General features: G+C 59.8%; 16 protein-coding genes. 6 read left to right on the forward strand and 10 right to left on the reverse strand.

Annotation, left to right across the window (positions count from 1 at the left end; all coding sequences use genetic code 11):
* Window positions 1-230 precede the first annotated feature (230 nt).
* Genes CKW26_RS25230 through CKW26_RS25240 form a run of 3 tightly spaced genes read left to right on the forward strand, consistent with a single transcriptional unit; the run spans window position 231 to window position 3,796 of the window.
* On the forward strand, window positions 231-890 hold the full coding sequence (locus tag CKW26_RS25230; RefSeq protein ID WP_095050583.1) for a paraquat-inducible protein A: 660 nt from the start codon (window positions 231-233) through the stop codon (window positions 888-890).
* The gene (locus CKW26_RS25235; RefSeq protein ID WP_095050584.1) at window positions 877-1,500 is read left to right on the forward strand and encodes a paraquat-inducible protein A; all 624 of its coding nucleotides are present in this window, start codon (window positions 877-879) and stop codon (window positions 1,498-1,500) included. The genes CKW26_RS25230 and CKW26_RS25235 overlap by 14 nt, the downstream gene beginning before the upstream one ends.
* Complete coding sequence (locus tag CKW26_RS25240) at window positions 1,493-3,796, forward strand: PqiB family protein (RefSeq protein ID WP_095050585.1); 2,304 nt, start codon at window positions 1,493-1,495, stop codon at window positions 3,794-3,796. The genes CKW26_RS25235 and CKW26_RS25240 overlap by 8 nt, the downstream gene beginning before the upstream one ends.
* Window positions 3,797-3,980: 184 nt before the next feature.
* On the opposite strand, the gene mksF is transcribed toward CKW26_RS25240, so the two are convergent.
* From mksF to mksB, 3 genes are read right to left on the reverse strand one after another with little or no spacing between them, the layout of a single operon-like run.
* A complete protein-coding gene (gene mksF, locus CKW26_RS25245) occupies window positions 3,981-6,821 on the reverse strand; it encodes an Mks condensin complex protein MksF (protein WP_095050586.1) in 2,841 nt (946 codons plus the stop codon).
* On the reverse strand, window positions 6,818-7,519 hold the full coding sequence (mksE, locus tag CKW26_RS25250) for an Mks condensin complex protein MksE (RefSeq protein ID WP_007912968.1): 702 nt from the start codon (window positions 7,517-7,519) through the stop codon (window positions 6,818-6,820). Before mksE ends, mksF begins: the two co-directional genes overlap by 4 nt.
* Window positions 7,509-8,786 (reverse strand): Mks condensin complex protein MksB, encoded by a 1,278-nt coding sequence (mksB, locus tag CKW26_RS25255; RefSeq protein WP_007912967.1) that lies wholly within the window; start codon window positions 8,784-8,786, stop codon window positions 7,509-7,511. Before mksB ends, mksE begins: the two co-directional genes overlap by 11 nt.
* Before the next feature lie 244 nt (window positions 8,787-9,030).
* Here mksB and CKW26_RS25260 point away from each other — a divergent pair, with 244 nt between their 5' ends.
* Together CKW26_RS25260 and rimI are read left to right on the forward strand one after the other, a co-directional pair.
* Complete coding sequence (locus CKW26_RS25260) at window positions 9,031-9,780, forward strand: energy transducer TonB (RefSeq protein ID WP_093441537.1); 750 nt, start codon at window positions 9,031-9,033, stop codon at window positions 9,778-9,780.
* Window positions 9,773-10,225 carry a ribosomal protein S18-alanine N-acetyltransferase gene (gene rimI / locus CKW26_RS25265; protein ID WP_007912963.1) on the forward strand — a complete coding sequence of 151 codons (453 nt, stop codon included), beginning with the start codon at window positions 9,773-9,775 and terminating at the stop codon, window positions 10,223-10,225. Before CKW26_RS25260 ends, rimI begins: the two co-directional genes overlap by 8 nt.
* A 120-nt stretch (window positions 10,226-10,345) precedes the next feature.
* On the opposite strand, the gene CKW26_RS25270 is transcribed toward rimI, so the two are convergent.
* A complete protein-coding gene (locus CKW26_RS25270; RefSeq protein ID WP_016983591.1) occupies window positions 10,346-10,750 on the reverse strand; it encodes a hypothetical protein in 405 nt (134 codons plus the stop codon).
* Between the two features lie 141 nt (window positions 10,751-10,891).
* On the opposite strand from CKW26_RS25270, the gene can reads away from it, so the two are divergent.
* Window positions 10,892-11,536 (forward strand): carbonate dehydratase, encoded by a 645-nt coding sequence (can, locus tag CKW26_RS25275; RefSeq protein ID WP_007912954.1) that lies wholly within the window; start codon window positions 10,892-10,894, stop codon window positions 11,534-11,536.
* Between the two features lie 8 nt (window positions 11,537-11,544).
* On the opposite strand, the gene CKW26_RS25280 is transcribed toward can, so the two are convergent.
* The 6 genes from CKW26_RS25280 to CKW26_RS25305 all read right to left on the reverse strand — a co-directional run bounded on the left by CKW26_RS25280 (window position 11,545) and on the right by CKW26_RS25305 (window position 20,378).
* Window positions 11,545-12,069: a lysine methyltransferase gene (locus CKW26_RS25280; RefSeq protein WP_095050587.1), complete on the reverse strand. Its 525-nt coding sequence runs from the start codon at window positions 12,067-12,069 to the stop codon at window positions 11,545-11,547.
* A 180-nt stretch (window positions 12,070-12,249) separates the two neighbouring features.
* A complete protein-coding gene (locus CKW26_RS25285) occupies window positions 12,250-13,422 on the reverse strand; it encodes a hypothetical protein (protein WP_095050588.1) in 1,173 nt (390 codons plus the stop codon).
* Between the two features lie 119 nt (window positions 13,423-13,541).
* Window positions 13,542-15,236 carry an acid phosphatase gene (acpA, locus tag CKW26_RS25290; RefSeq protein ID WP_095050589.1) on the reverse strand — a complete coding sequence of 565 codons (1,695 nt, stop codon included), beginning with the start codon at window positions 15,234-15,236 and terminating at the stop codon, window positions 13,542-13,544.
* Window positions 15,237-15,334: 98 nt separating this feature from the next.
* Window positions 15,335-17,062: a J domain-containing protein gene (locus CKW26_RS25295; protein WP_095050590.1), complete on the reverse strand. Its 1,728-nt coding sequence runs from the start codon at window positions 17,060-17,062 to the stop codon at window positions 15,335-15,337.
* 11 nt (window positions 17,063-17,073) lie between these two features.
* Complete coding sequence (locus CKW26_RS25300) at window positions 17,074-18,771, reverse strand: molecular chaperone HscC (RefSeq protein ID WP_095050591.1); 1,698 nt, start codon at window positions 18,769-18,771, stop codon at window positions 17,074-17,076.
* A gap of 188 nt (window positions 18,772-18,959) precedes the next feature.
* A complete protein-coding gene (locus CKW26_RS25305) occupies window positions 18,960-20,378 on the reverse strand; it encodes a short-chain fatty acid transporter (protein ID WP_007912940.1) in 1,419 nt (472 codons plus the stop codon).
* Window positions 20,379-20,550 lie beyond the last annotated feature (172 nt).

The following is a 20,550-nucleotide window of genomic DNA, read 5'->3' on the forward strand; positions in this document are numbered from 1 at the left end:
CATCCCGAACTCAGCAGTGAAACGATGCATCGCCGATGGTAGTGTGGGGTTTCCCCATGTGAGAGTAGGTCATCGTCAAGATTAAATTCCGAAACCCCAATTGCGAAAGCAGTTGGGGTTTTGTTTTGCCCGCGGGAAAGTTTTTTACTCGCGACAACGAACAAATTTGCACAGTTATTTTCGAATCAGAACACTAGAATAGCCCCACCTTATTCGGAGCCAGAGCCTTTATGTCAGAGTCGGTTGACGCCCCCGGGCTGTCAGATTTACCGCTGGAAGACTTGGTGGCCTGTCACGAGTGCGACCTGCTGATGCGCAAGCCACAACTTGCCCATGGCGAAAAAGCCCTCTGCCCACGCTGCGGTTACGAGTTGTATGCCCACCGCCATAACGTGGTGCAGCGCAGCCTTGCCTTGGTGATTGCAGCATTGCTGCTGTACATCCCGGCAAACTTTTTACCCATCATGCAACTCAATATCCTCGGACAGTCTTCGCAGGATACGGTCTGGAGCGGCGTGCTCGGCTTGTTCAACACGGACATGCAGGGTGTTTCGATCGTCGTATTCCTGTGCAGCATGGCCATTCCGCTGTTGAAGTTGCTGTGCCAGTTATTCGTCTTGCTAACGATCCGCTTCGATGTCGGTCGCAGTTACGGTTTGTTGCTTTACCGTATTTATCACCACCTCAAAGACTGGGGAATGCTCGAGGTCTACCTCATGGGCGTACTGGTGGCGATCGTCAAACTGGCGGACATGGCGGCCATCACCGTCGGTCTCGGCCTAGCGTGTTTCATTAGCTTGTTATTAGTGCAGGTATGGCTGGAGGTGGTGATGTCACCGCATCAGATCTGGCAGGCGCTATCAGGGGAAGATGCTCATGCGGGCGATTGATGCGGGCATTCTGGTCTGTACCGAATGTCATGAGTTGAACAGGCAGGAAGCGGACACCGACGAGCAAACCTGCACCCGCTGTGGTGCATTGGTCCACGCTCGCAGGCCAAACAGCCTCACCCGCACCTGGGCACTGCTGATCACGGCAGCGATCATCTATATACCGGCCAATGTCTTGCCGATCATGACTGTCAGTTCTTTGGGGCAGGGTGATCCGAGCACTATCATGTCCGGCGTGATCCAGTTGGTGCAGCACGGCATGATTCCGATTGCTGCGGTGGTGTTTATCGCCAGTATTCTGGTGCCGACCTTCAAACTGGTGGGCATCGCGCTGCTGCTGTTTTCGGTGCAACGACGTCAGCCGTTGTCCGCCCGTCAGCGCATCTGGATGTACCGTTTTATCGAGTTTATTGGCCGCTGGTCGATGCTCGATATTTTTGTGATCGCCATTCTCGTGGCGGTCGTCAACTTCGGCCGGCTTGCCAGTGTCGAAGCCAATCTTGGCGCCATCGCCTTCGCCAGTGTGGTGATTCTGACGATGCTCGCCGCAGTAACTTTCGATCCCCGACTGATTTGGGATAACACGGAGTCGGACGACGACCATGACTGATTTGCCCGTAGCGAAAACCCGACCGGCCTCGAACTGGTCTGCCATTTGGGTACTGCCTCTGATCGCGTTGATCATCGGCGGCTGGCTTGGCTGGCGTGCCTATTCCGAGACCGGGATCGAAATTCAGATCCGCTTCGAGAGTGGCGAAGGTATTCAGGCCAACAAGACCGAGGTCATGTACAAAGGCATGCCGGTCGGTAAGGTCAAGGCGCTCAAGCTCGACGACGAAGGCAACTCCAAAGGCGTGATCGCCACCGTCGAGATGAACAAAGACGTCGAGCAATACCTCAAGACCAGCACGCGTTTCTGGCTGGTCAAACCGAGCGTGACGCTGGCCGGCATCACCGGTCTGGAAACCCTGGTCTCGGGTAACTACGTGGCCATCAGCCCCGGCGAAGGGGAACCGACGCGCAAGTTCAAGGCGCTTGCCGAAGAGCCGCCGCTGTCGGATGCCAAACCCGGCCTGCATCTGACCATCAAGGCGGATCGTCTCGGTTCGCTGAATCGTGGCAGCCCGGTGTTCTACAAACAGATCAAGGTTGGCCAGATCAAAAGCTACGTGCTTTCGGAAGATCAAAGCACCGTTGAGCTGAAAGTCTTCATTGAGCCGACCTACGCCAAACTGGTGCGCAAACACACGCGTTTCTGGAACGCCAGCGGCATCAGCATCGACGCCAACCTGTCCGGGGTGAAAGTGCGCAGCGAATCGCTGGCCAGCATCGTCGCCGGCGGCATCGCCTTCGCTACGCCGGAGAACCGCAAGGACAGCCCGCCGACCGATCCAAGCCTGCCGTTCCGTCTCTACGAAGATTTCGATGCTGCTGCGGCCGGGATCCGGGTGAAGGTCAAACTCAGCGACTTCGAAGGCCTGCAGGCTGGCCGCACGCCGGTGATGTACAAAGGCATTCAGGTCGGCAACCTGAAAGCATTGAAGGTCGACCCCGATCTGAACAGCGCCACTGCCGAGCTGACTCTTGATCCGTTGGCCGAAGACTATCTGGTCGACGGCACCCAGTTCTGGGTGGTCAAACCGTCGATTTCTCTGGCCGGTATCACCGGGCTGGAAGCGCTGGTGAAAGGTAACTACATCGCCGTGCGCCCGGGTGACAAGGGCGCTGCGCCGAAACGCGAGTTCGAGGCTCGGCCGAAGGCGCCGCCGCTGGATCTGCGTTCGCCGGGGCTGCACCTGGTGTTGTTCACCGATGTCCTTGGCTCCATCGATGTTGGCAGTCCGATTTTGTACAAGCAGGTCAAGGTCGGTTCGGTGCAGAGCTACCAGTTCTCCAAGACCCGCAAGCAACTGGTCATCGGTGTTCACATCGAAAAGGAATACGAAAACCTGGTCAATGCGTCGACGCGCTTCTGGAATGTCAGCGGCATCACGCTGACCGGCGGACTGACCGGCGGCATTCAAGTGAAGAGCGAATCGCTGCAGACCCTGATGGCCGGTGGCATCGCTTTTGAAACACCGCAGGCCAAGGCGCCGTTGCAGAAGCGTATTCCACGTTTCCGCCTGTTCGCCAACCATGATGAGGCGAATCAGAAAGGCGCGGTGGTGACGATCAAAGTCGATCGCGCTGATGGTCTGCGCAGTGGCACCCCGGTGCGCTTCAAGGGACTGGATGTCGGCAAGATCGAAAGTGTCGATCTGACCGATGATCTGCAATCGGTGATCCTCACGGCGCGGATTACCGAAGTGCCGGAGAAGATCGCCCGGGTCGGCAGCCAATTCTGGGTGGTCAAACCTGAGCTGGGCCTGATCAAGACAGAAAATCTGGAAACCCTGGTGACCGGAAAATACATAGAAGTGCAACCGGCAGCGAAGAATCTGGGGCCGCAGAAGAACTTCGTGGCCCTGGCCAATGCGCCGGAAGTTACCAAGCAAGAGGCGGGTCTGAGTCTGGTCTTGAGCGCGGCCCGTCGTGGTTCGCTGAAACCGGGTGTGCCAGTGACTTACCGTGAAATTACCGTGGGCAAAGTCACCGGTTATGAACTGGGTCAGACCGCTGATCGAGTGTTGGTGCACATTCTGATCGAGCCGAAATACGCACCGTTGGTGCGCAGCGGGAGCCGGTTCTGGAACACCAGTGGTGTCGGGTTTGATATCGGTTTGTTCAATGGGCTGACGGTGCGCACCGAGTCGCTGGAGACGGCGATTCAGGGTGGGATTGCCTTCGCAACGCCGGATGGCGAGCGCATGGGTAACCCGGCGCGGGCTGAGCAGACGTTCCCGTTGTTCGACAAGTTTGAGGATGAGTGGCTGACGTGGGCGCCGAAGATTTCCCTCGGTAAGTGATTCTATGGTGTCTGAAGTGGCGCCATCGCGAGCAGGCTCACGGCCTACAGGGGAACGCATTCCAACTGTAGGAGTGAGCCTACTCGCGATAGGGCACGCAAAATCAGCACAAACCCCAAGCCATAAAAAAGGGCCGCGATCCAAACAGATCGCGGCCCTTTTTATTGCCTTCAGTTAATGCCGATCAAACCGCATCCAGCTCCGGTTCATCCGCTTCAACATTCAGCGTTGCCTTGACCACATCATGGCGACGGATGTACTTCCAGTCCGCCTCATCGATGTAAATGCCCGCCGGGCCGCTGCCGCCTTCCAGGTCGATCGCGACACTGGCGCAGACCTGCGGCTTCACACTCGCCAGAATCGGCACGAAACCCAGTTGCAGACTGGTTTCCAGCAGTGCGGCCTGGTTCTTCTCGTCGATGTCCGCCGCCTCATCGAGGTAATACGGCAGACGTACGCGACCGGCCTGATCGCGGTCCATCAAGTGCAGCAACAAATACATGTTGGTCAGCGCTTTGATGGTCATGGTCGTGCCGTTGGACGCCGCGCCATCGATGTCTGTGTGGATTACTGGCTGGCCGTTGACCTTGGTGATCTCGAAGGCCAGTTCGAACAAGTCCTTGAGGCCGAGTTGGTTGTGGTTTGCCGCCACCAGCCGCGCCAGGTATTCCTTGGCTTCTTCGTTCTTGTTGTCCTGCTCGGCGCTCTGGCTGAGATCGAACACCGACAGGGTTTCGCCTTCTTCGTACTGACCGGCGCTGTGGATGATCTGGTCGATGTGCTTGAGCGCTTCCTTGTTCGGCGCGAGGACGATGCGGAAGCTCTGCAGGTTGGAGACCTGACGCTTGTTGATCTCGCGGTTGAACAGCGCCAGTTGATGCTCGAGGCTGTCGTAGTCGCTGCGAATGTTGCGCAGGGTCCGGGCGATGTCGGTGACCGCCGCGCGACGGGCCTTGCCCAGGGTCAGCGCCTCATCGGTACGGTGCGCGTAAGCGTTGATCAGCAACGACAGACGGCGCTCCATGTCGTCTTCGCTGTCGAACTTGGCCACGCCTTTTAGACGCACTTGCGCGTACAGCGCTTCGATCTGACCATCGGCGCGAAGCAAGCCTTGCCAGCTGTCCTGATAGTCGTTGAGCAGCGGCAACAGGTTGTCCATCGAATCGTCGACCGGATCCATGAACGGCGTACCGAACGGCAGATCGGCTGGCAACAACTGACGACGGCGCAGCGCATCGTCGAGGGTGCGTTGCTTGGCTTCCATATCAGCGATCTGCCGGCCGACCAGTTGCAGCTTGGCCGACAGTTGCTGGACGCGCTCGGTGAACGCATCGCTGGAACGCTTGAGTTCGTCCTGGGCGCCTTCCATCTGCGCCAGTTGCTCGAGCTTGTCGCCTTCCTCGGCACTCAGAGTCTGGGTGCGGCGGAAATCTTCCAGCGCCTTCTGTGCGTCCAGCACTTGCTGGTACAGCGCTTCGGTCTGGGTTTTGCTTGCAGCGCGGTCGGCGGCTACAGCCTGTTGAGTCTTGAGTTGCTTGAGCTCTTTTTCCAGACGCTCTTTCTGATCGCGCAGCGCGGCACGGTCAGCCAAGGCTTGCAGCGCCGGCGGCTCGATGTGCGAGATGTCGATCGACAGGCCAGGCACTTCAAAACGCTCGCCTTTGAAGCCATCGAGAATCAGCTCAACGGATTTGACCCACTCGCCATCGTCGTCGAGGGTAATGCCGTGTTCGCCCAGCGGCAGACTGAACAGCGCGCTGTTGAACAAGCGCATCAAACGCTCGACGTCCTGCTGCGAGAACTCTTCGCGCAGGCGGGCGTAGCTGTTGTTGTCGGCGTGATCGAGTTGCTGTTTCACCGACTTCAGGCGTTTTTCCAGATCGCGCACGCGCTCTTCCAGATCTTCAGCGCTGAACTGACGGGATTGCGCCAAGGCACCGGCCAGTTCGTCGTGCGCATCCTTGGCCGCGAGCAATTGTTGCTCGAGCACTTTGACGTCATCGACCAGGGCGAAGCGATTCTTCAGTACCGACAATTCGCCGAGCCAGCGCTGGATGCCGGAAATCTCCCGCTCCAGACGCATCAGTTCCTGAGTGCCGCCGCGCTGATCGTTTTGCAGACTGTCCTGCTCGCCACGATAGTGATCGGCCTGGATGGTCAGCTCTTCTTTGCGCGCACTGGCGTAGTCCGACCAGGTGCCGAGCAACGAGTCGAGCAGCGGCGACAGGCGATGCAGTTTGCCGCGCAGTATGTCGCGCTGTTTCACGCCGTTGGCCAAGGCCTCAACCAGCGGGCCGGCCGCGACCAGCGAGTTGTAGTCCTGTTCCATGCGCCGCACATCGCGGAAGGCTTCTTCACACGCGGCGATGTAATCGACGCTACCGGAACGCAGGCTGTGTTCGAAGGCATCGAGGAACAACTGCTTGAGCTTGGCTGCGGTGATTTCGCGCATGTGCAGCAGGTTGATAAACAGCGCACGGAAGGTCTTCAGGCTCTGCTCGCTGGTGGAGCGCAGCGGGATCAGCGTCAGGTCGAGCGGGATCGACGTGTGACCGCCAACCAGCAAACGACGCAGTTCGTCCGGCTTGAGTTCGTAGGCTTTCAGGCCTTCTTTCTCAAGGTTGCTGAACAGCTCTTTCTGGCGCAGGCAGGTGTCGTTCTTCTGGTAATGCGCCAGATCGAGTTTGCCGGCATAGGCAAAGAACTGGTGACCGAAACCACCGCCCGGGCCGCGACCGACCACGCCGATCACGTGCGGGCCGTGGGGCAGGTTCACTTCGACAAGGATGTAGCTGGTGTCGGAAGCGAAGTAGAAGCGCCGCGATTGTTCCAGGCTGTATTTGCCGAAACTCATGTCCGACATGCGCGCCAGAATCGGGAACTGCAAGGCGTTGATCGACGCCGATTTACCGAGGTTGTTCGCGCCGTAAACCGACAGCGGTTCTTCCAGCGGGAACAGGCCGAGGCTGTAACCGGCGGTGTTCAAAAGGGCAAAGCGGCGGATGCCGTAGCGTTCCTGGCTCATGCGTCGGACTCCTGTTCTTCGGCAATGGCGCGGGCCAATGCATCTTCTTCGCTCTCTTCCTCAAATTCGGAGAGATCGAGCGGGTCGTCGGTTTCGAGGAATTTGGCTTCCGCCGCTTCATCAATCAGCACTGGCGCCGGCAACGGCAGAACGCTGTGCACGCTGGCCGCCAGATCGCGGTCCTGCTGCACCGACAGGCACACGTCGAGGAAGCGGTGCATCGGCGGCAGGAAGCGGTACACGCCGTTTTCTTCGCTGGCAAAGCCGAGTTGAGTCATGCGGCGCATGATCTTTTCTTCGAGCTCTTCAACGGTCTGCACTTCGGCCTGAATGAACAGGTCGCGGTACTTCTCCAGCAGCGATGGCAGTTCTTCACGGCCGAGGCTGCCGCCATCGAGCACGGCGATCGGGTCGCGGCCCTGATCGGCCAGATGCTCGACGAGGATAAAGGTGAATAGCGCCAGACGCTGCGCAGTCTTGTTTACCGCCGCAGCGGCCATGTCCGGCACAAAGTAGTAGAAACCTCGGGTATCGCAAACCAGTTCAAAACCCAGCGCCTTGAACAGCGTGCGGTATTGATCCTGGAAGTTCGACAATTGCGCGTACAGCTCCGGATCGCGGCGGCTGACGTGGTAACCCTTGAACAGCTCGCGGAAGATCGGCGCGAGTTGCGACAGTTCGGAAAGATCAAGATGCATTGGGGATGCTCGCAGAATTCTCGGCGGCGCTGTCGCTGGCCGAGAGCAGGGCGAAGGAGCGCAGGCTGACCTGGTGCTCGTGAGTGTGGTATTCGCGGCGTTCCAGACGCTCACGCTTGAAGCGCTTTTCCCGCGACAGGCGCGAGAACCAGTAGAGCAATTCGTCGGTGGCGCCGTCCGGTTCCTGCTCGAGCAGCCAGGTCATCAGATCCGGCATCGGCAAGGCTTCTTCGCAGCGGTCGACCATCTCGCGCACGGTGCGGGGCGCGCGTGGGGCTTCGCCCTTCTGGGTCTTGTGCGCCTTGGGGAAACGCGCCGGTTTTGGCTCGAAACGCGCCAACGCATAGACGTAGGCTTCGACCTGACTGGCGCTGCCGAGGAAGGTGCTTTGCGGGCGGGTGAACAGCGGCATCGCGGCTTGCGGCACGGCGTCGATGCCTTTACGCCGAATGGCCGCCAGGGCCAACGCGGCGCCACGGGTAACGGCGTTGTGCCGGCGCGCTTCTTCACGCAGCGGCAGCAGCAGTTCGCGGGCGTGACGCAACGTCAGTTGGGCGCTGGTCTGCATCTCGAGGATGCGTGCGTGGGTGCGCAGCAGCATGTCGTCGTCGACCAGATGGCCGAGGCGTTGCTGTTCGCTGAGCATCTTCAGCAATACAGTTTCGACCTTGCGCACGCCTTGTTCGAAGGCGCCGTCGGCGTTTACCAGATCGATCATCGGCTCGACGTATTCGTCCCACGTTGCCAACACTTCGGCGTAACGCTGACGCAATGGAATCTGCCGGTCGCTGGTCTTCGCGCGTTCTGCGACGGCGACCAGCGCCTGTTCGTCGTTGTCGAGCTTCTTCAGTACGTCGCGCACGCGCATGTCGAGCAGGCGCAACTGGCGGGCGAGGTCGTGGCCATCGCGGACTTCGAATGCGTCCTGGATATACCCGGCCAGACGTTCGAGGTGACGCAAATAGGCTTCGATTTCCAGGCACAGGCCCAGTCGGTGCTCGCGACGCAGATAAGCGAGGAAATCGTGGATCTGTGCGTTCAGCTCGAAACGGTTCGGGCTTTTCGCCACCGGAATCAGGATATCGAGGCGAATCCACACGTCGAGCAGGCTGGTGATGTCCTGCGGCGTGCTGTCCAGTTGTTGGGCGGCCAGTTGCGAGCGCAGTTCGTTGAGGCTCAATGTGCCTTGGTCGAAGTGCTCACACAGTGGCTCAAGCAGTGCCCAGTGTTCAGCGAGGGCGCGCAAGACGCGCTTGGGTTCGATCATCGGAATGCCCGGCTGGTTGGCAATGAAAAGCGGCGATTGTACTGCATCACGAAGGATGCGATTCACTCTCGGGACGGGCTGTCGCATTCTTTGTATAAAGAGCGTGGGTAAAGCGCCTCGTGAAAGAGTATCGATCTACAACGGGCGATCTTGAACGAAGGGCGGTAGAATCAGCGCACTTCAGTTATCCACAAGTGGCCGACCCTTGCTAATCGAGTCCCGCCGCCGCGCCTATTTGAACGCCATGCAGGTGGTCAACTGGCTGCCGCGCACCGAATTGCCCTTCGCCGCACCGTCGCGGCCCGAGCTGCTAGACATGCCCGAGCCGGAGGTAGAAGCGCCGGTTGTGTCCGCGCCGCAAGCCGATGCGCCGGAGCAAACGGCTGCCGCTCGTCCGGTCGAACGGCCGAAAATCGAAGTACCGCGGCCGTCGTTGGCGAGTACCCGCACCGGTGCCAAACCGGTAGAAGAGGCCGACGACACGCCAGTCGTCGCCAAACCGGCACCGGTGCCACCACCGCGTTTCGCCCTGCAATTACTGCGCGCCGGGCGATGCCTGCTGCTGGTCGAGTTACCCACAGGCGAACCGTTCCAGAGCCGTGATCCCGCCTATTTGCTGCTGAAAGACATGCTGCGCGCCGCCGGTCTGCCGGATGCGCCGCAAATCGTCGGTGAGCCGGTGCGCTGGCCGTGGCTCAATCGCGGCACCATGGATCAAGGCCCGGAGGCGGCGCGTGATTTCGTTCAGGGTTTCCTTTCCGTGCAAATGGAAGCCGCACCCTGCGCCTGTCTTTGGCTGATCGGCCTTCCGGCGGTGCGTTTTGCCGGTGAAGCGGATGCCGAAGCGTTCAATCGTGAGTTGCAGATCGAAGGTCTGGGCTCGGCCTGGGCCATTCCCGGTCTGGAATTGTTAATGGAAGAGCCACAGCGCAAGGCCGCTGTGTGGCAAGCCATGCGTCGGCTGATGGCGCGCTGGAAAGAATCGAATGAGTGACGCTGTATCGTTCCGCCCGATGACCGAGGCGGATCTGGAAACCGTGCTGAAAATCGAGTACGCCGCGTACAGCCACCCGTGGACCCGGGGGATTTTTCTCGACGGCCTGGGTAAATACCAGATATGGCTGATGTTCGAAGGTGAGCAACAGGTTGGCCACGGGGTGGTGCAGATCATTCTCGATGAGGCGCACCTGCTCAACATTACCGTCAAACCGGAAAATCAGGGGCGTGGGCTGGGGCTGACGTTGCTTGAGCATCTGATGTCGCGGGCGTATGCGGCTTCTGCGCGAGAATGTTTTCTGGAAGTGCGTGACAGCAATACGGGCGCGTTCAAGTTGTATGAACGTTATGGCTTCAATGAGATTGGCCGGCGTCGGGATTATTATCCGGCGGTGGGTGGGCGTGAAGATGCCGTGGTCATGGCCTGCACCCTGGTTGACTGATTACCTGTAGGAGCTGCCGAAGGCTGCGATCTTTTGATTTTATTTTTGATGTTACGGAACAAGATCAAAAGATCGCAGCCTTCGGCAGCTCCTACAGGGACCGAGTTTCAGCTCAAGTGATCAACGGTTGCCATCCAGCGGATCGCGCCGCGCCAGCTCCGCCTCATCCAGCCCATTGCCACCGCCAATGTCATCTTCATCGACGATGCTCAGATCCCAATCGGCCTGATTGCCTTCCCCGGCCTCTTCGGCATCCCGCGCGCCATCTTCATGAATCAGCGTTTCTGGACTGAGGTCATCGTCGGTGGGTTCATGATCACTGACTGAAGCCCCGGTCATACCCGCCTCGCGCACCCGTTCACGCGGCATCAACTGCTCGCGTTCACGCTCGGGAATCTCATCACCGATTTTCGCACTGGGTTCGTCTTCATCGAAATCCAGCTCATGCACCGAACCCATGCGGTCTTCGTTATCATCGATGGGCTCCGGTTGCACCGCATCGTAAGGGCGTCGTGAATCAGTCATGGCAATTCCTCATACTGTGGGCCTTACTTAGGTGGACTCACCGGGCACACGAGAATTCCAATGAAATCACTTGCGGTGACGGCGTGACCCCGACGGGTGGTCGTCTGTCATACCAGCGCATCTTTCTTGAGGCCTTACAGCATGCATGACTTACAAGACCTGATTGATAACAACGAGCGTTGGGCTGACGCGATCACCAAGGAAGACCCGGATTTCTTCGCCAAGTTGGCGCGCCAGCAAACGCCGGAATATCTGTGGATCGGCTGTTCCGACGCACGTGTACCGGCCAACGAGATCGTCGGCATGCTGCCGGGTGATCTGTTCGTGCACCGCAACGTTGCCAACGTGGTGCTGCACACCGACCTCAATTGCCTGTCGGTGATCCAGTACGCGGTCGATGTGCTCAAGGTTAAACACATTCTCGTCACCGGCCACTACGGCTGCGGCGGTGTACGCGCCTCGATGCAGGATCGTCAGTTCGGTCTGATCGACGGCTGGCTGCGTTCGATCCGCGATCTGTACTACGAAAAACGTGAAGAACTGGCCAAGTTACCGACCGAAGAAGAGCAGGTTGATCGCATGTGCGAACTCAACGTGATCCAGCAAGTGGCTAACGTCGCCCACACCAGCATCATCCAGAACGCCTGGCATCGCGGGCAGAGCCTGTCGATCCACGGTTGCATCTACGGCATCAAGGACGGTCGCTGGAAAAGCCTGAACACCACCATCAGTGGTTTCGAGCAATTGCCGCCGCAATACCGTTTGCGTCCGGTTGGCGCGTTGTAAACGGTCTTTCAGCGCAAACCCGAGTGCCGCCAGCGCTGTAAAAAGTGCTGGCCCTCGATGCTGGGCGGTTCGTCGTAACCGGTGATCCACCCTCGACAGCGTTTGGCTCCGCAGCCGCAGGCAAACTGATGCAGCAGTTTGTCTTCGGTGGCGGCGTAGTCCATGGTCAGCCGCTCCCCCCTGTGGATATCTTTCAACGCCCACAACCACAGCTCGCTCATGTCGAGAAACACGTTGCGGTCGCAGGCGTGTTCGATCAAACCGCAAAAGCGCGGATCGTAAATGTGGATGCCCGTCAGCATCTGTCGGGTCTGTCGGCAGCGATAGGGCAGTAGTTGCCCTGACACCCGGCACATCCGATGGCTTTGCAGAAACTCACGCCGCGCCGCGACCCCCATAGGGCTGGCGTGCGCATCGTGGATGATTTCGAAATCGGCACTGGCGGGAAACCCCAGTCGCACCGGCAAACCGGCGAAGGGGTAAATACCTTCAGTATCGCGTGGCGCCGATTGCGCCATGGCGTGGATATTCATAACAGTCCTTGCCGCAAAGGTTTTGCGACTTCCTGGGGTTGACGTCCTGTCAGTGCTGCAGCACTTCTGTTTGGATCCAATCGTGTCGTATTAGGTATAGCTGGTCTACTGTCAGATCTGACAGGAGAGTTAGACGCTTTCCCGCGTCAGCATTGGCTGACACGGGAGCGCTTCAAGCGATTACAGATGCGGGGCGGGAACGGCGGTGGCAGGCAGCGGTGCCTGCAATTGCTTCAGTTGGGCCTTGATCGGGGTGGTCGCGCACTTGGCGACGGCCTGTTCCGGGGTCAGGTTGCGGATCGAGGTGTAGAACAACTCGCAGGTTTTGACCTTCTGCGTCACCTGCCACGTCTGTGTGCAACTGTTGAGCGTGGCCTGTGCATCGCTGCCTGGTTTACTGCCCATGCCCGCCTGCCAGCAGGCCGCGCTCAAATCCTGGCCCATGACTTTCAGACCTGCAGCATCAGCCTTGGCCTGTGCGTCGTCGCCGGTGTAGCTTTTCGGGTCAGCGGCGTACCAGATATAACTCGGGTGGTTGGAACCCAGCACCGGCACTTTCACGCCTTCGCTCGGGCTGATCGTCGCCAGGCCCAAGACATTCAGGGTTGGCCCGTATTGCTGCTTGATCCAGTTACGCACCGGCGCGCCGAACGCGACCATCGGCAGCGTCGTGCCGCTGGCGGTCTGGCTGAACTGTTTGACCAAGGTGGTCTGGTAGTCCTTGAAGTAGTCATACACGCCTTCCAGATCACTGCCAGCATTGGACGGCGCAGCGATCGGGGCGATATCGATGATGGTTTGATAGGCCGGCGTCTGCTCGGCAGGAATGCCATTGTCAGTCAGCAGAGTCGCCCAACGATCGGTGGTGTTCGAACGCAAATAATCTTGCGCTTGGGTCAGCGAGTAATCCGGCGGGAAGTGCAGCAACTCGACACTTTTACGGTTTTCCAAAGCCATGCCCAGCGGCAGGAACAGATACCAGCTGTAGGCCCATTTGCCATCGGCATTGAGCTTGCTGGCGCCGGTGTAGGCCAGATCGCCCGCGTCCAGCAGCGCCGACAGCGGTTTGTCGTAATCCTTTGGCACGCCGGTGATTTCGGCGTAGAGCTGGCCGTTATCGGTTTTTACCAACACCTTGGCATCGGCATAACCATCGCGTTGCACGCTCTGGCTCAGGTAATGGGCGACGGTCTGTTCCAGCGTCCAGTTGCGGAAGCAGATTACGCTGCAATTGTTGGGGTAAGCGAACAGGCGGGTAACGCGTTCGGTGCTGCCCAGTTTCAGATCGACATCGGCGTGGGCGGCCGCACTCAGCGTCAGCGCGGCAAGTGTGAGTCCTGCGAGTTTGAACATGCTCAGATCCTTTTCAGCGTGGGTTCCCCGCGTGTCGGGGGCGCCTCATAGTGGATCAGCCGCGTTTGACAGAGAAGCCGTCATTGGCAGATTTTTGCGCAAACTCGCAGGGCTGGTTTTCAGGCCGGAAAATGCAGGGCGTTGGTCAAATCGCCCATGGGTTGCTGACCCCGGGCAATCATCGCTTCGTCGCGTTGTTTGAGACCGTTGAGCGTTTCTAACTGGAAGACACGGGTGATCAACCGCAGGATCGATGCCGTGTCGTAGACCGTATGATCCACCGTGCCCCTGCGTGCAAACGGCGACACTACCAACGCCGGTACTCGTGAGCCCGGCCCCCAACGGTCGCCCTTGGGCGGCGCGACGTGATCCCACCAGCCGCCGTTCTCGTCGACCGTGACGATCACCACCATGTTTTGCCACTGTGGACTTTCACGCAGCACCTTCAGCGCACGCACGATGTGCCGATCCCCGGACGCCACGTCGGCATAACCGGCGTGCATGTTCAGGTTGCCCTGGGGTTTGTAGAAGCTCACCGCCGGCAACTTGCCCGCTTCGGCATCGGCGAAGAATTTGTTGCTGCTCGACTCATCGCCCAGGCCAGCGTCGCGCAGGCGTTTATTGCGCTCGTCGGGGTTCTCCGGGCCTTGTTGCTTGAAGTAGTTGAACGGCTGATGGTGATACTGGAAGTTGGGGATTTTCGGAATGCCGCCGGAATCCTTGTACTGATCCAGCGTCGCCTGCCACGCGCCGGCATACCATGCCCAGTCAATGTGCTTTTTCGATAGCTTGTCGCCGATGTGTTCGTGGGTCTGCGGCACCATCACGTTGGGCAGATCCGCTTTGGAATACGCCGGGCGCTCAGGGTCGCGAATCCACGTCGGCCAGTAGGGCGGGGCGAGGGTGTTGACGCCGAAGCCGTCCGGGGTCAGTGCGCTCGGGCCGAACTGCGGCGGGCCACTCATGGCGCTGGCCGGCGATTGCTCAAGCGGCTTGAGGCGCGGGTCGCTCGGATCATCGCTTTGCAGCGCGGCGATCTGCGATTTGGCCACTGAATTGGCCGCGTCAGGATAGAACGGCGCGGTGGCGCTGATCAGGTATTGGTGGTTGAGGAACGAGCCTCCGAAAGCGCCCTGGAAGAAGTTGTCGCACAGCACGAATTCCTGAGCGACATCCCACAGGCGCAGGGAATAGCGGCTCTGGGCGTAGTGGCCCATGGTCAAGCCACCGGAGTCGGCCCAGGCGACGAAGCCATCGTTCTTGCCGCCATTGATCTGCATTTGGTTCTGATAGAACACGTGCCACAAGTCGCGGGTCACCAGACCGAACGGCAAGTCCTCGCCGTTCGGTCCTTTGAGGGCGAACGGTGCGTTGGGCAGGTTTTCCTGAAACTGCGTGGCGTTGGGGTAAGTCACGCCATCAAGGGTTTGCGGGCCGATCTGCAGCACACCGCCCCAGACCGGAGGCAGGGTTTGCAGCAGCGAGCCGTCGCGATCACGTTGTTGATAGTCGCCGGGCTTGAGCGCGGTCAGCGGCTTTTCGACACCGGGGAAATCACCGAACAGGTTATTGAAACTGCGGTTCTCGGCGTAGATCACCACCACGGTTTTCACCTGATCGCGCAGGGCTTTGTCCAGCTCGTCGGGCGTCAGCGGGCGCTCGGCCGGTTTGCCCGGTTGATCGCTGGCGCTGCCACACCCGGCCAGCGTGGCACCGACACCGAGCACCGCGACGCCGCCGAGGAAGCGACGGCGACTGGTGTCGGTGGGGTGATTGGATGCGGGTGCGTCAGTACCGTCTGTGTCGTCTTTCATCGTTCAGCCCGTTTTGCTTAATTGTTTCAGTATGTTTCGGGCGGACGCTAGCAAGGCAATGTGACGGTTGGGTGACAGGTCTTGCGGGTGCAGCAGGATTAGCCAGGCATGAATTGAGTGAGCGAGTAACCGAGTCGGCTGGCCGCCATGATCGCAATCATCACCACCAGAAACAGCAATTGCAGCGGACTGAAATGCGCCCAGTGCAGCGCGGTCAGCCAAGGACGGCGGCTGCTCAGCACTGGATCGAGCGAACCGATACGGCGTTTATCTACCCGCCCGATCAGGATCGTACCAACGTAAGTGAGCGCCCCCTGCGGGCCGAGCAGCAGCGAAAACAGCAGCAGCATGACCCCCTGCGGAACCCCGTGGCGTATCACCAGCCACCGCGTGTATGGGTTCCATTTACGTGGAATCAGCCACTCGGTGAGCCACAGGTCCGGCAGGATCACGTGGGCCGTGAGCACCACCCACCAACTCAGTGCAATGCGAAAAAACCAGACCGGCACGCAGGCAAATATCATTGGAATGAAGACGAGGTCCATAGCGGTTTTTTGTGGGGACGGCAGATAGAACAGGCACAGCGCCAAGGCAATCGCGGTCCATAACCGCACCCAGGTTTCGGCGGCGATGGGACGTGGAAGGAAACGCCGCCAGAAGAAAACATCGGCGTAGGGCAACCGGGCGAGCAGGTCGGGAAAACGCCATTTGAGTTTATTCGAGAGTTCGTAACAGGCCTTCCATTCATCCCTCCCAAAGACGTCTGTCACCTTCTTTTGCTGCAGGGGCTTGAGCGGGTTGATCAACAGATGCGCCGCCTGAACGTCGGCCGCCGACATCCGGTCGCTTTCCGCCTTGGCGCGCAGATTGTCGTAGAAACTTTCCTGATCGCAGCGTTCGATCAACGTGTCCCAAAGCCAGTTCGGTTGCGGGTGCAGGCCTTTGTTGTGATCCCAGCCGAACAGTTGGCCGATGCGGTCGAACAGCGGCACACTCCACTCGCTGTCATTGAGCAAGTGCAGCAGGGTTTGCTGCCATTGTTCGCGGCGATCGAAAACCTGCAACCACGGTTGGGCGCTGTAGCGTTTGAGCACGTTGAGGAATTCGCGCTCGCTCTGGCCTTCGAGCAGCGCTTGCAGGTTGTCTCGATAGTCGGCCATCAGATTCTCGGCGAGAACCTCATGCTGACGATCATTCATCAACACGTCCTGCCACGGCCCCAACCATCCAAGTTGCTCGACGGCCCAGTTCAGCACCGGGCTGCGCAGTTGTGCCTGTTCAAAACACAGTTGCAGCAACAGCCTTTCGAAGGCCTTGGCGCAGCCTTGCTGTTGCGCCTGATCCCAACGCTCGTCGAGATTTTCGGGCGACAGCCCCTCAAGCAGTTGCCGTGCGGCCTGCGCTTCAAGCGCATACGCCTCTGTGTCCGTGGCCGCCGTCAGTGGCTCGACAGGCAAAACATTATCCTTCGCCGGCGGCGCAAAAGGCTCGGGGGCTGCCGGGTTGACGGGCGGAAAGTCGAGATCGGCAAAATCCCACGCGGTGTTTTGCAGGTGGCTGTGGTTGTTTGCCAGCGCAGCATCGAGTGCCAGTACGGCAAAGGCGCTGGAAGCCGTGGCCACGGCGACGTCTTCTTCGTCCGCAGGCTCAGCGTTTTCAAGGCGCCACCGGGCAATCGCCAGCGCTTGTTCGTAGGCTTCGCGCAAGCGCTGGAAACCTTCGGCATCCTCATCGGGACGGAAGGTTTTCAGTAGACGCGCATAGGCGCGTTTAATGTCGCGGGCTTCGGCTTCATCGTGCAGGTGCAGCACCGACCAGCAATCCATGGCCAGGCTCCTTATTGCCACGGAGTGCGATCAAGTTCGCTCAGGCGTCGGCTCAAGTCGGTGCGCACTTCACGGATCTGGCGCTCATCCTGAGAGTCGAGCGCGATCTGGAATTGCTTGGCCCAATCGCCCATCAGATCACGCATATCGCCCAAACTTTCCTGATAGAGGCGCTCCAGACGTGCAGTCAACAGCGTGTTGACCTGCTGCTCGCGCGGATGAATTTTCAGCTGTGCCAGGTTCTGCAGGCGTTGCTGGATCTCCTCGGGCGAGAGCACGCCCGGGTTGTTCTCGATGACCAGCGAATGCTGTTGCCCGGTCAGGGGAATCTTTACCTGGGCTTCGAGCAGGCCGTTGTTGTCGTAGGTGAAACGCACATCGAGAGCGACTTCGCCGGCTTTGCGTTTCGGCACCTTGATGTCCAGTTCGCCGAGTGCCACGTTGTCTTTGACCAGGCGGCTTTCGCCCTGAAAGATCCGTACGATCACTTGCTCCTGATTGTCGTGCAGCGTGTACACGGTTTTCACCCGACTGACCGGGACGATGCTGTTGCGCTCGATGATCGGCAGGTAGTGGCCGCTCTCATAGTTGCGGCCGACCTGTGTGGAGGTCTCGATGCCCTGCGTGTAGGAGCAGACATCGGTCAACACCACTTCTTCCAGCGCTGCAGCGCGAGCCTTGAGTGCCGCTTGAATCGCCGCGCCCTGTGCCACGACCTGATCCGGGTCGAGGGTGATCGACGGGAAGCGGCCGAACAGCCCAGCAGCGAGTTTGCGCACCAGCGGCATGCGCGTGGTGCCGCCGACCAACAGAATTTCGTCCAGATCGCTGACGCGGATGCGCGCATCGCGCAGCGCCCGCTCAATCGGCGCACGCAGGCGTTCGAGCAGCGGCATGTACAGCGTTGCCAACTGTTGCTGGGTGATGGTTTGCGTCCACTGCCGCTCACCGAGCTGCAAGCGGAATTCGGCGCTGTCGTCCTGGCCCAGCGCCTTGCGCACGCGTTCGGCCTCGCGACGCAGCGGCTGGATGACGCTGCTGCGCTCAGGGAAGTCGGCGGCCGAACGGTGCTGGCTGATGAAGTGCTCCAGCAGCACGGTGTCGAAGTCTTCGCCACCGAGGAAGTTGTCACCGGCGCTGGCGCGCACTTCCATGACCCCTTCGAACAGCTCCAGAATCGATACGTCGAACGTGCCGCCACCGAGGTCGAAGACCAGGAACGAAGTTTCCTTGTCGCGCTGGTGCAGTCCATAGGCGAGGGCAGCGGCGGTTGGTTCGTTGATCAGCTTCTCGACCTTCAGCCCGGCCAGTTCGCCGGCGATGCGCGTGGCTTTGCGTTGAGCGTCGCTGAAGTAGGCCGGGACGCTGATCACGGCTTCGGTGACGGTTTCGCCATAGGCGCGTTCAACGTCTTCTTTCAGACTCTTGAGCACCAGCGCGGACAGCTCTTCCGGGCGAAACGCTTTGTCGGCCAGATACGTTTGCGTGGCGCTGCCCATGTGGCGCTTGAACAGCGACGCGGTCAGGCGCGGATGCGTGTGCAGACGCTCGCGCGCCGCCTGACCCACCAGAATCCGGCCCTGATCATCCAGGCCGACAACGCTCGGTGTCAGGAACTGACCCAGGGCATTGGGCACCAACTCGGTGGCATCGCCACGCCAGACGGCGACCAGGCTGTTGGTGGTTCCCAAGTCAATCCCTACGATCATTGCAACGAACTCCCTTTGCGCTTGGTAAAAAATGGAAACATTTATGGGCGCGCAGAATATTACCGAGGGAGCGATGCGGTAAAGCAGGATGATGGCTCTGAGCCATTATTTGCGACAGGCAGCCCGACACAGGGCTGTTTCAGGAGAAAAGTGTGGGGCGCGGCCATCATGACTGCGCCCCGCTTGGGTTAAGGCATCACTGGCGGCGTATACGCCAGCGTCGTCCCCAACGCCCACAGCAACAGCAGCACCAGCGGCGTGTGCACCAGCAATTGCACAAAGGAGAATCCGATCAGATCTCGCGCTTTCAGCCCGAGTACGCCGAGCAGCGGCAGCATGTAGAACGGGTTAATCAGGTTCGGCAGCGCTTCGGCCGCGTTGTAGATCTGCACTGCCCAGCCGAGGTGGTACTGCAGATCATTGGCGACCTGCATCACGTACGGCGCCTCGATAATCCACTTGCCGCCACCGGATGGAATGAAGAAACCGAGAATCGCCGAGTACACGCCCATCAACAGTGCATAAGTGTCGTGGGAGGCGATGCTGACGAAGAACGTTGAGATGTGGTGCGCCAGGGTTTGCGCGTCCGTGCCTTTGACCGTGGTCATCAGCGCGGCGATCGAGCCGTACAGCGGGAACTGGATCAACACGCCGGTGGTGGTCGGCACGGCGCGGGCGACGGCATCGAGGAAACTGCGCGGCCGCCAGTGCAGCAAGGCGCCGAGCATGATGAACAGGAAGTTATAGGTGTTCAGCCCGGAAATCGCGGTGATCGCCGGTTTGGTTGAAAACTCATGGAACAGCCATCCCGCCGCCAACAGTACCAGCACGATGATCAGCAGCGGGCTGTGTTCCAGCCATTCACCCGGACGGGTACGCGGTTGCAGCGGTGGCAGGTTGAAGGCCGGGTCGATGCCACAGGCCTTGGCGTCGCGCGCTGAGTTCGGCCCGGGGGCGGTGGCGTAAGCGATGATGATCGAGATCACGATCAGCGCCAGCAGCATCACGCCGGACTGCCAGAGGAAAATCGTTTCGGTGAACGGAATCACCCCGGTGATCGACAGGATCGACGGCGGCAGGCTGGCGGGGTTGGCTTGCAACTGCGCGGCCGACGACGACAAACCCAGCGCCCACACCGCGCCAAGGCCCAGATAGGCAGCGGCGCCGGCGGCGCGGTAATCCATTTTCAGATCGGTGCGGCGGGCGAGGGCGCGGACCAGCAAACCGCCGAATACCAGCGACAGGCCCCAGTTGAGCAACGACGCGACCATCGAGATCAACGCGACCCACGCCACGGCAGAACGGCCGTTTTTCGGGATACGCGCCAAGCGATCAATCAGTTTCACGGCGGGCGGCGAGCTGGCGACTACGTAGCCGCCGATTACCACGAAGGCCATTTGCATGGTGAACGGGATCAGGCTCCAGAACCCGTCGCCGAACGCCATCGCCGCATCGGTGGGTTTCGCGCCCATGGCCAGGGTGGCCAGGGCGACGATGATCACGGCCAGCGCGGCGAATACCCAGGAGTCGGGAAACCAGCGTTCGGCAAAGCTTGAACAGCGCAGGGCAAAGCGCGCAGAGCGGCTATCTTCGATATCAACGGCCACAGGAAGTACCTCGGATTTTTATGGTTATTGTGGTCCGCGGGAACGCTCGCCGATCTCCACAACACAGAGATCCCTGTGGGAGCGAGCCTGCTCGCGAAGAGGTCGGCACATTCGACATTGAGGTTGCCTGAACTGACGCTTTCGCGAGCAGGCTCGCTCCCACATGAGGTTC

Origin of the sequence: Pseudomonas sp. Irchel s3h9 (genome assembly GCF_900187475.1) — a bacterium.
GTDB lineage: Bacteria > Pseudomonadota > Gammaproteobacteria > Pseudomonadales > Pseudomonadaceae > Aquipseudomonas > Aquipseudomonas neuropathica.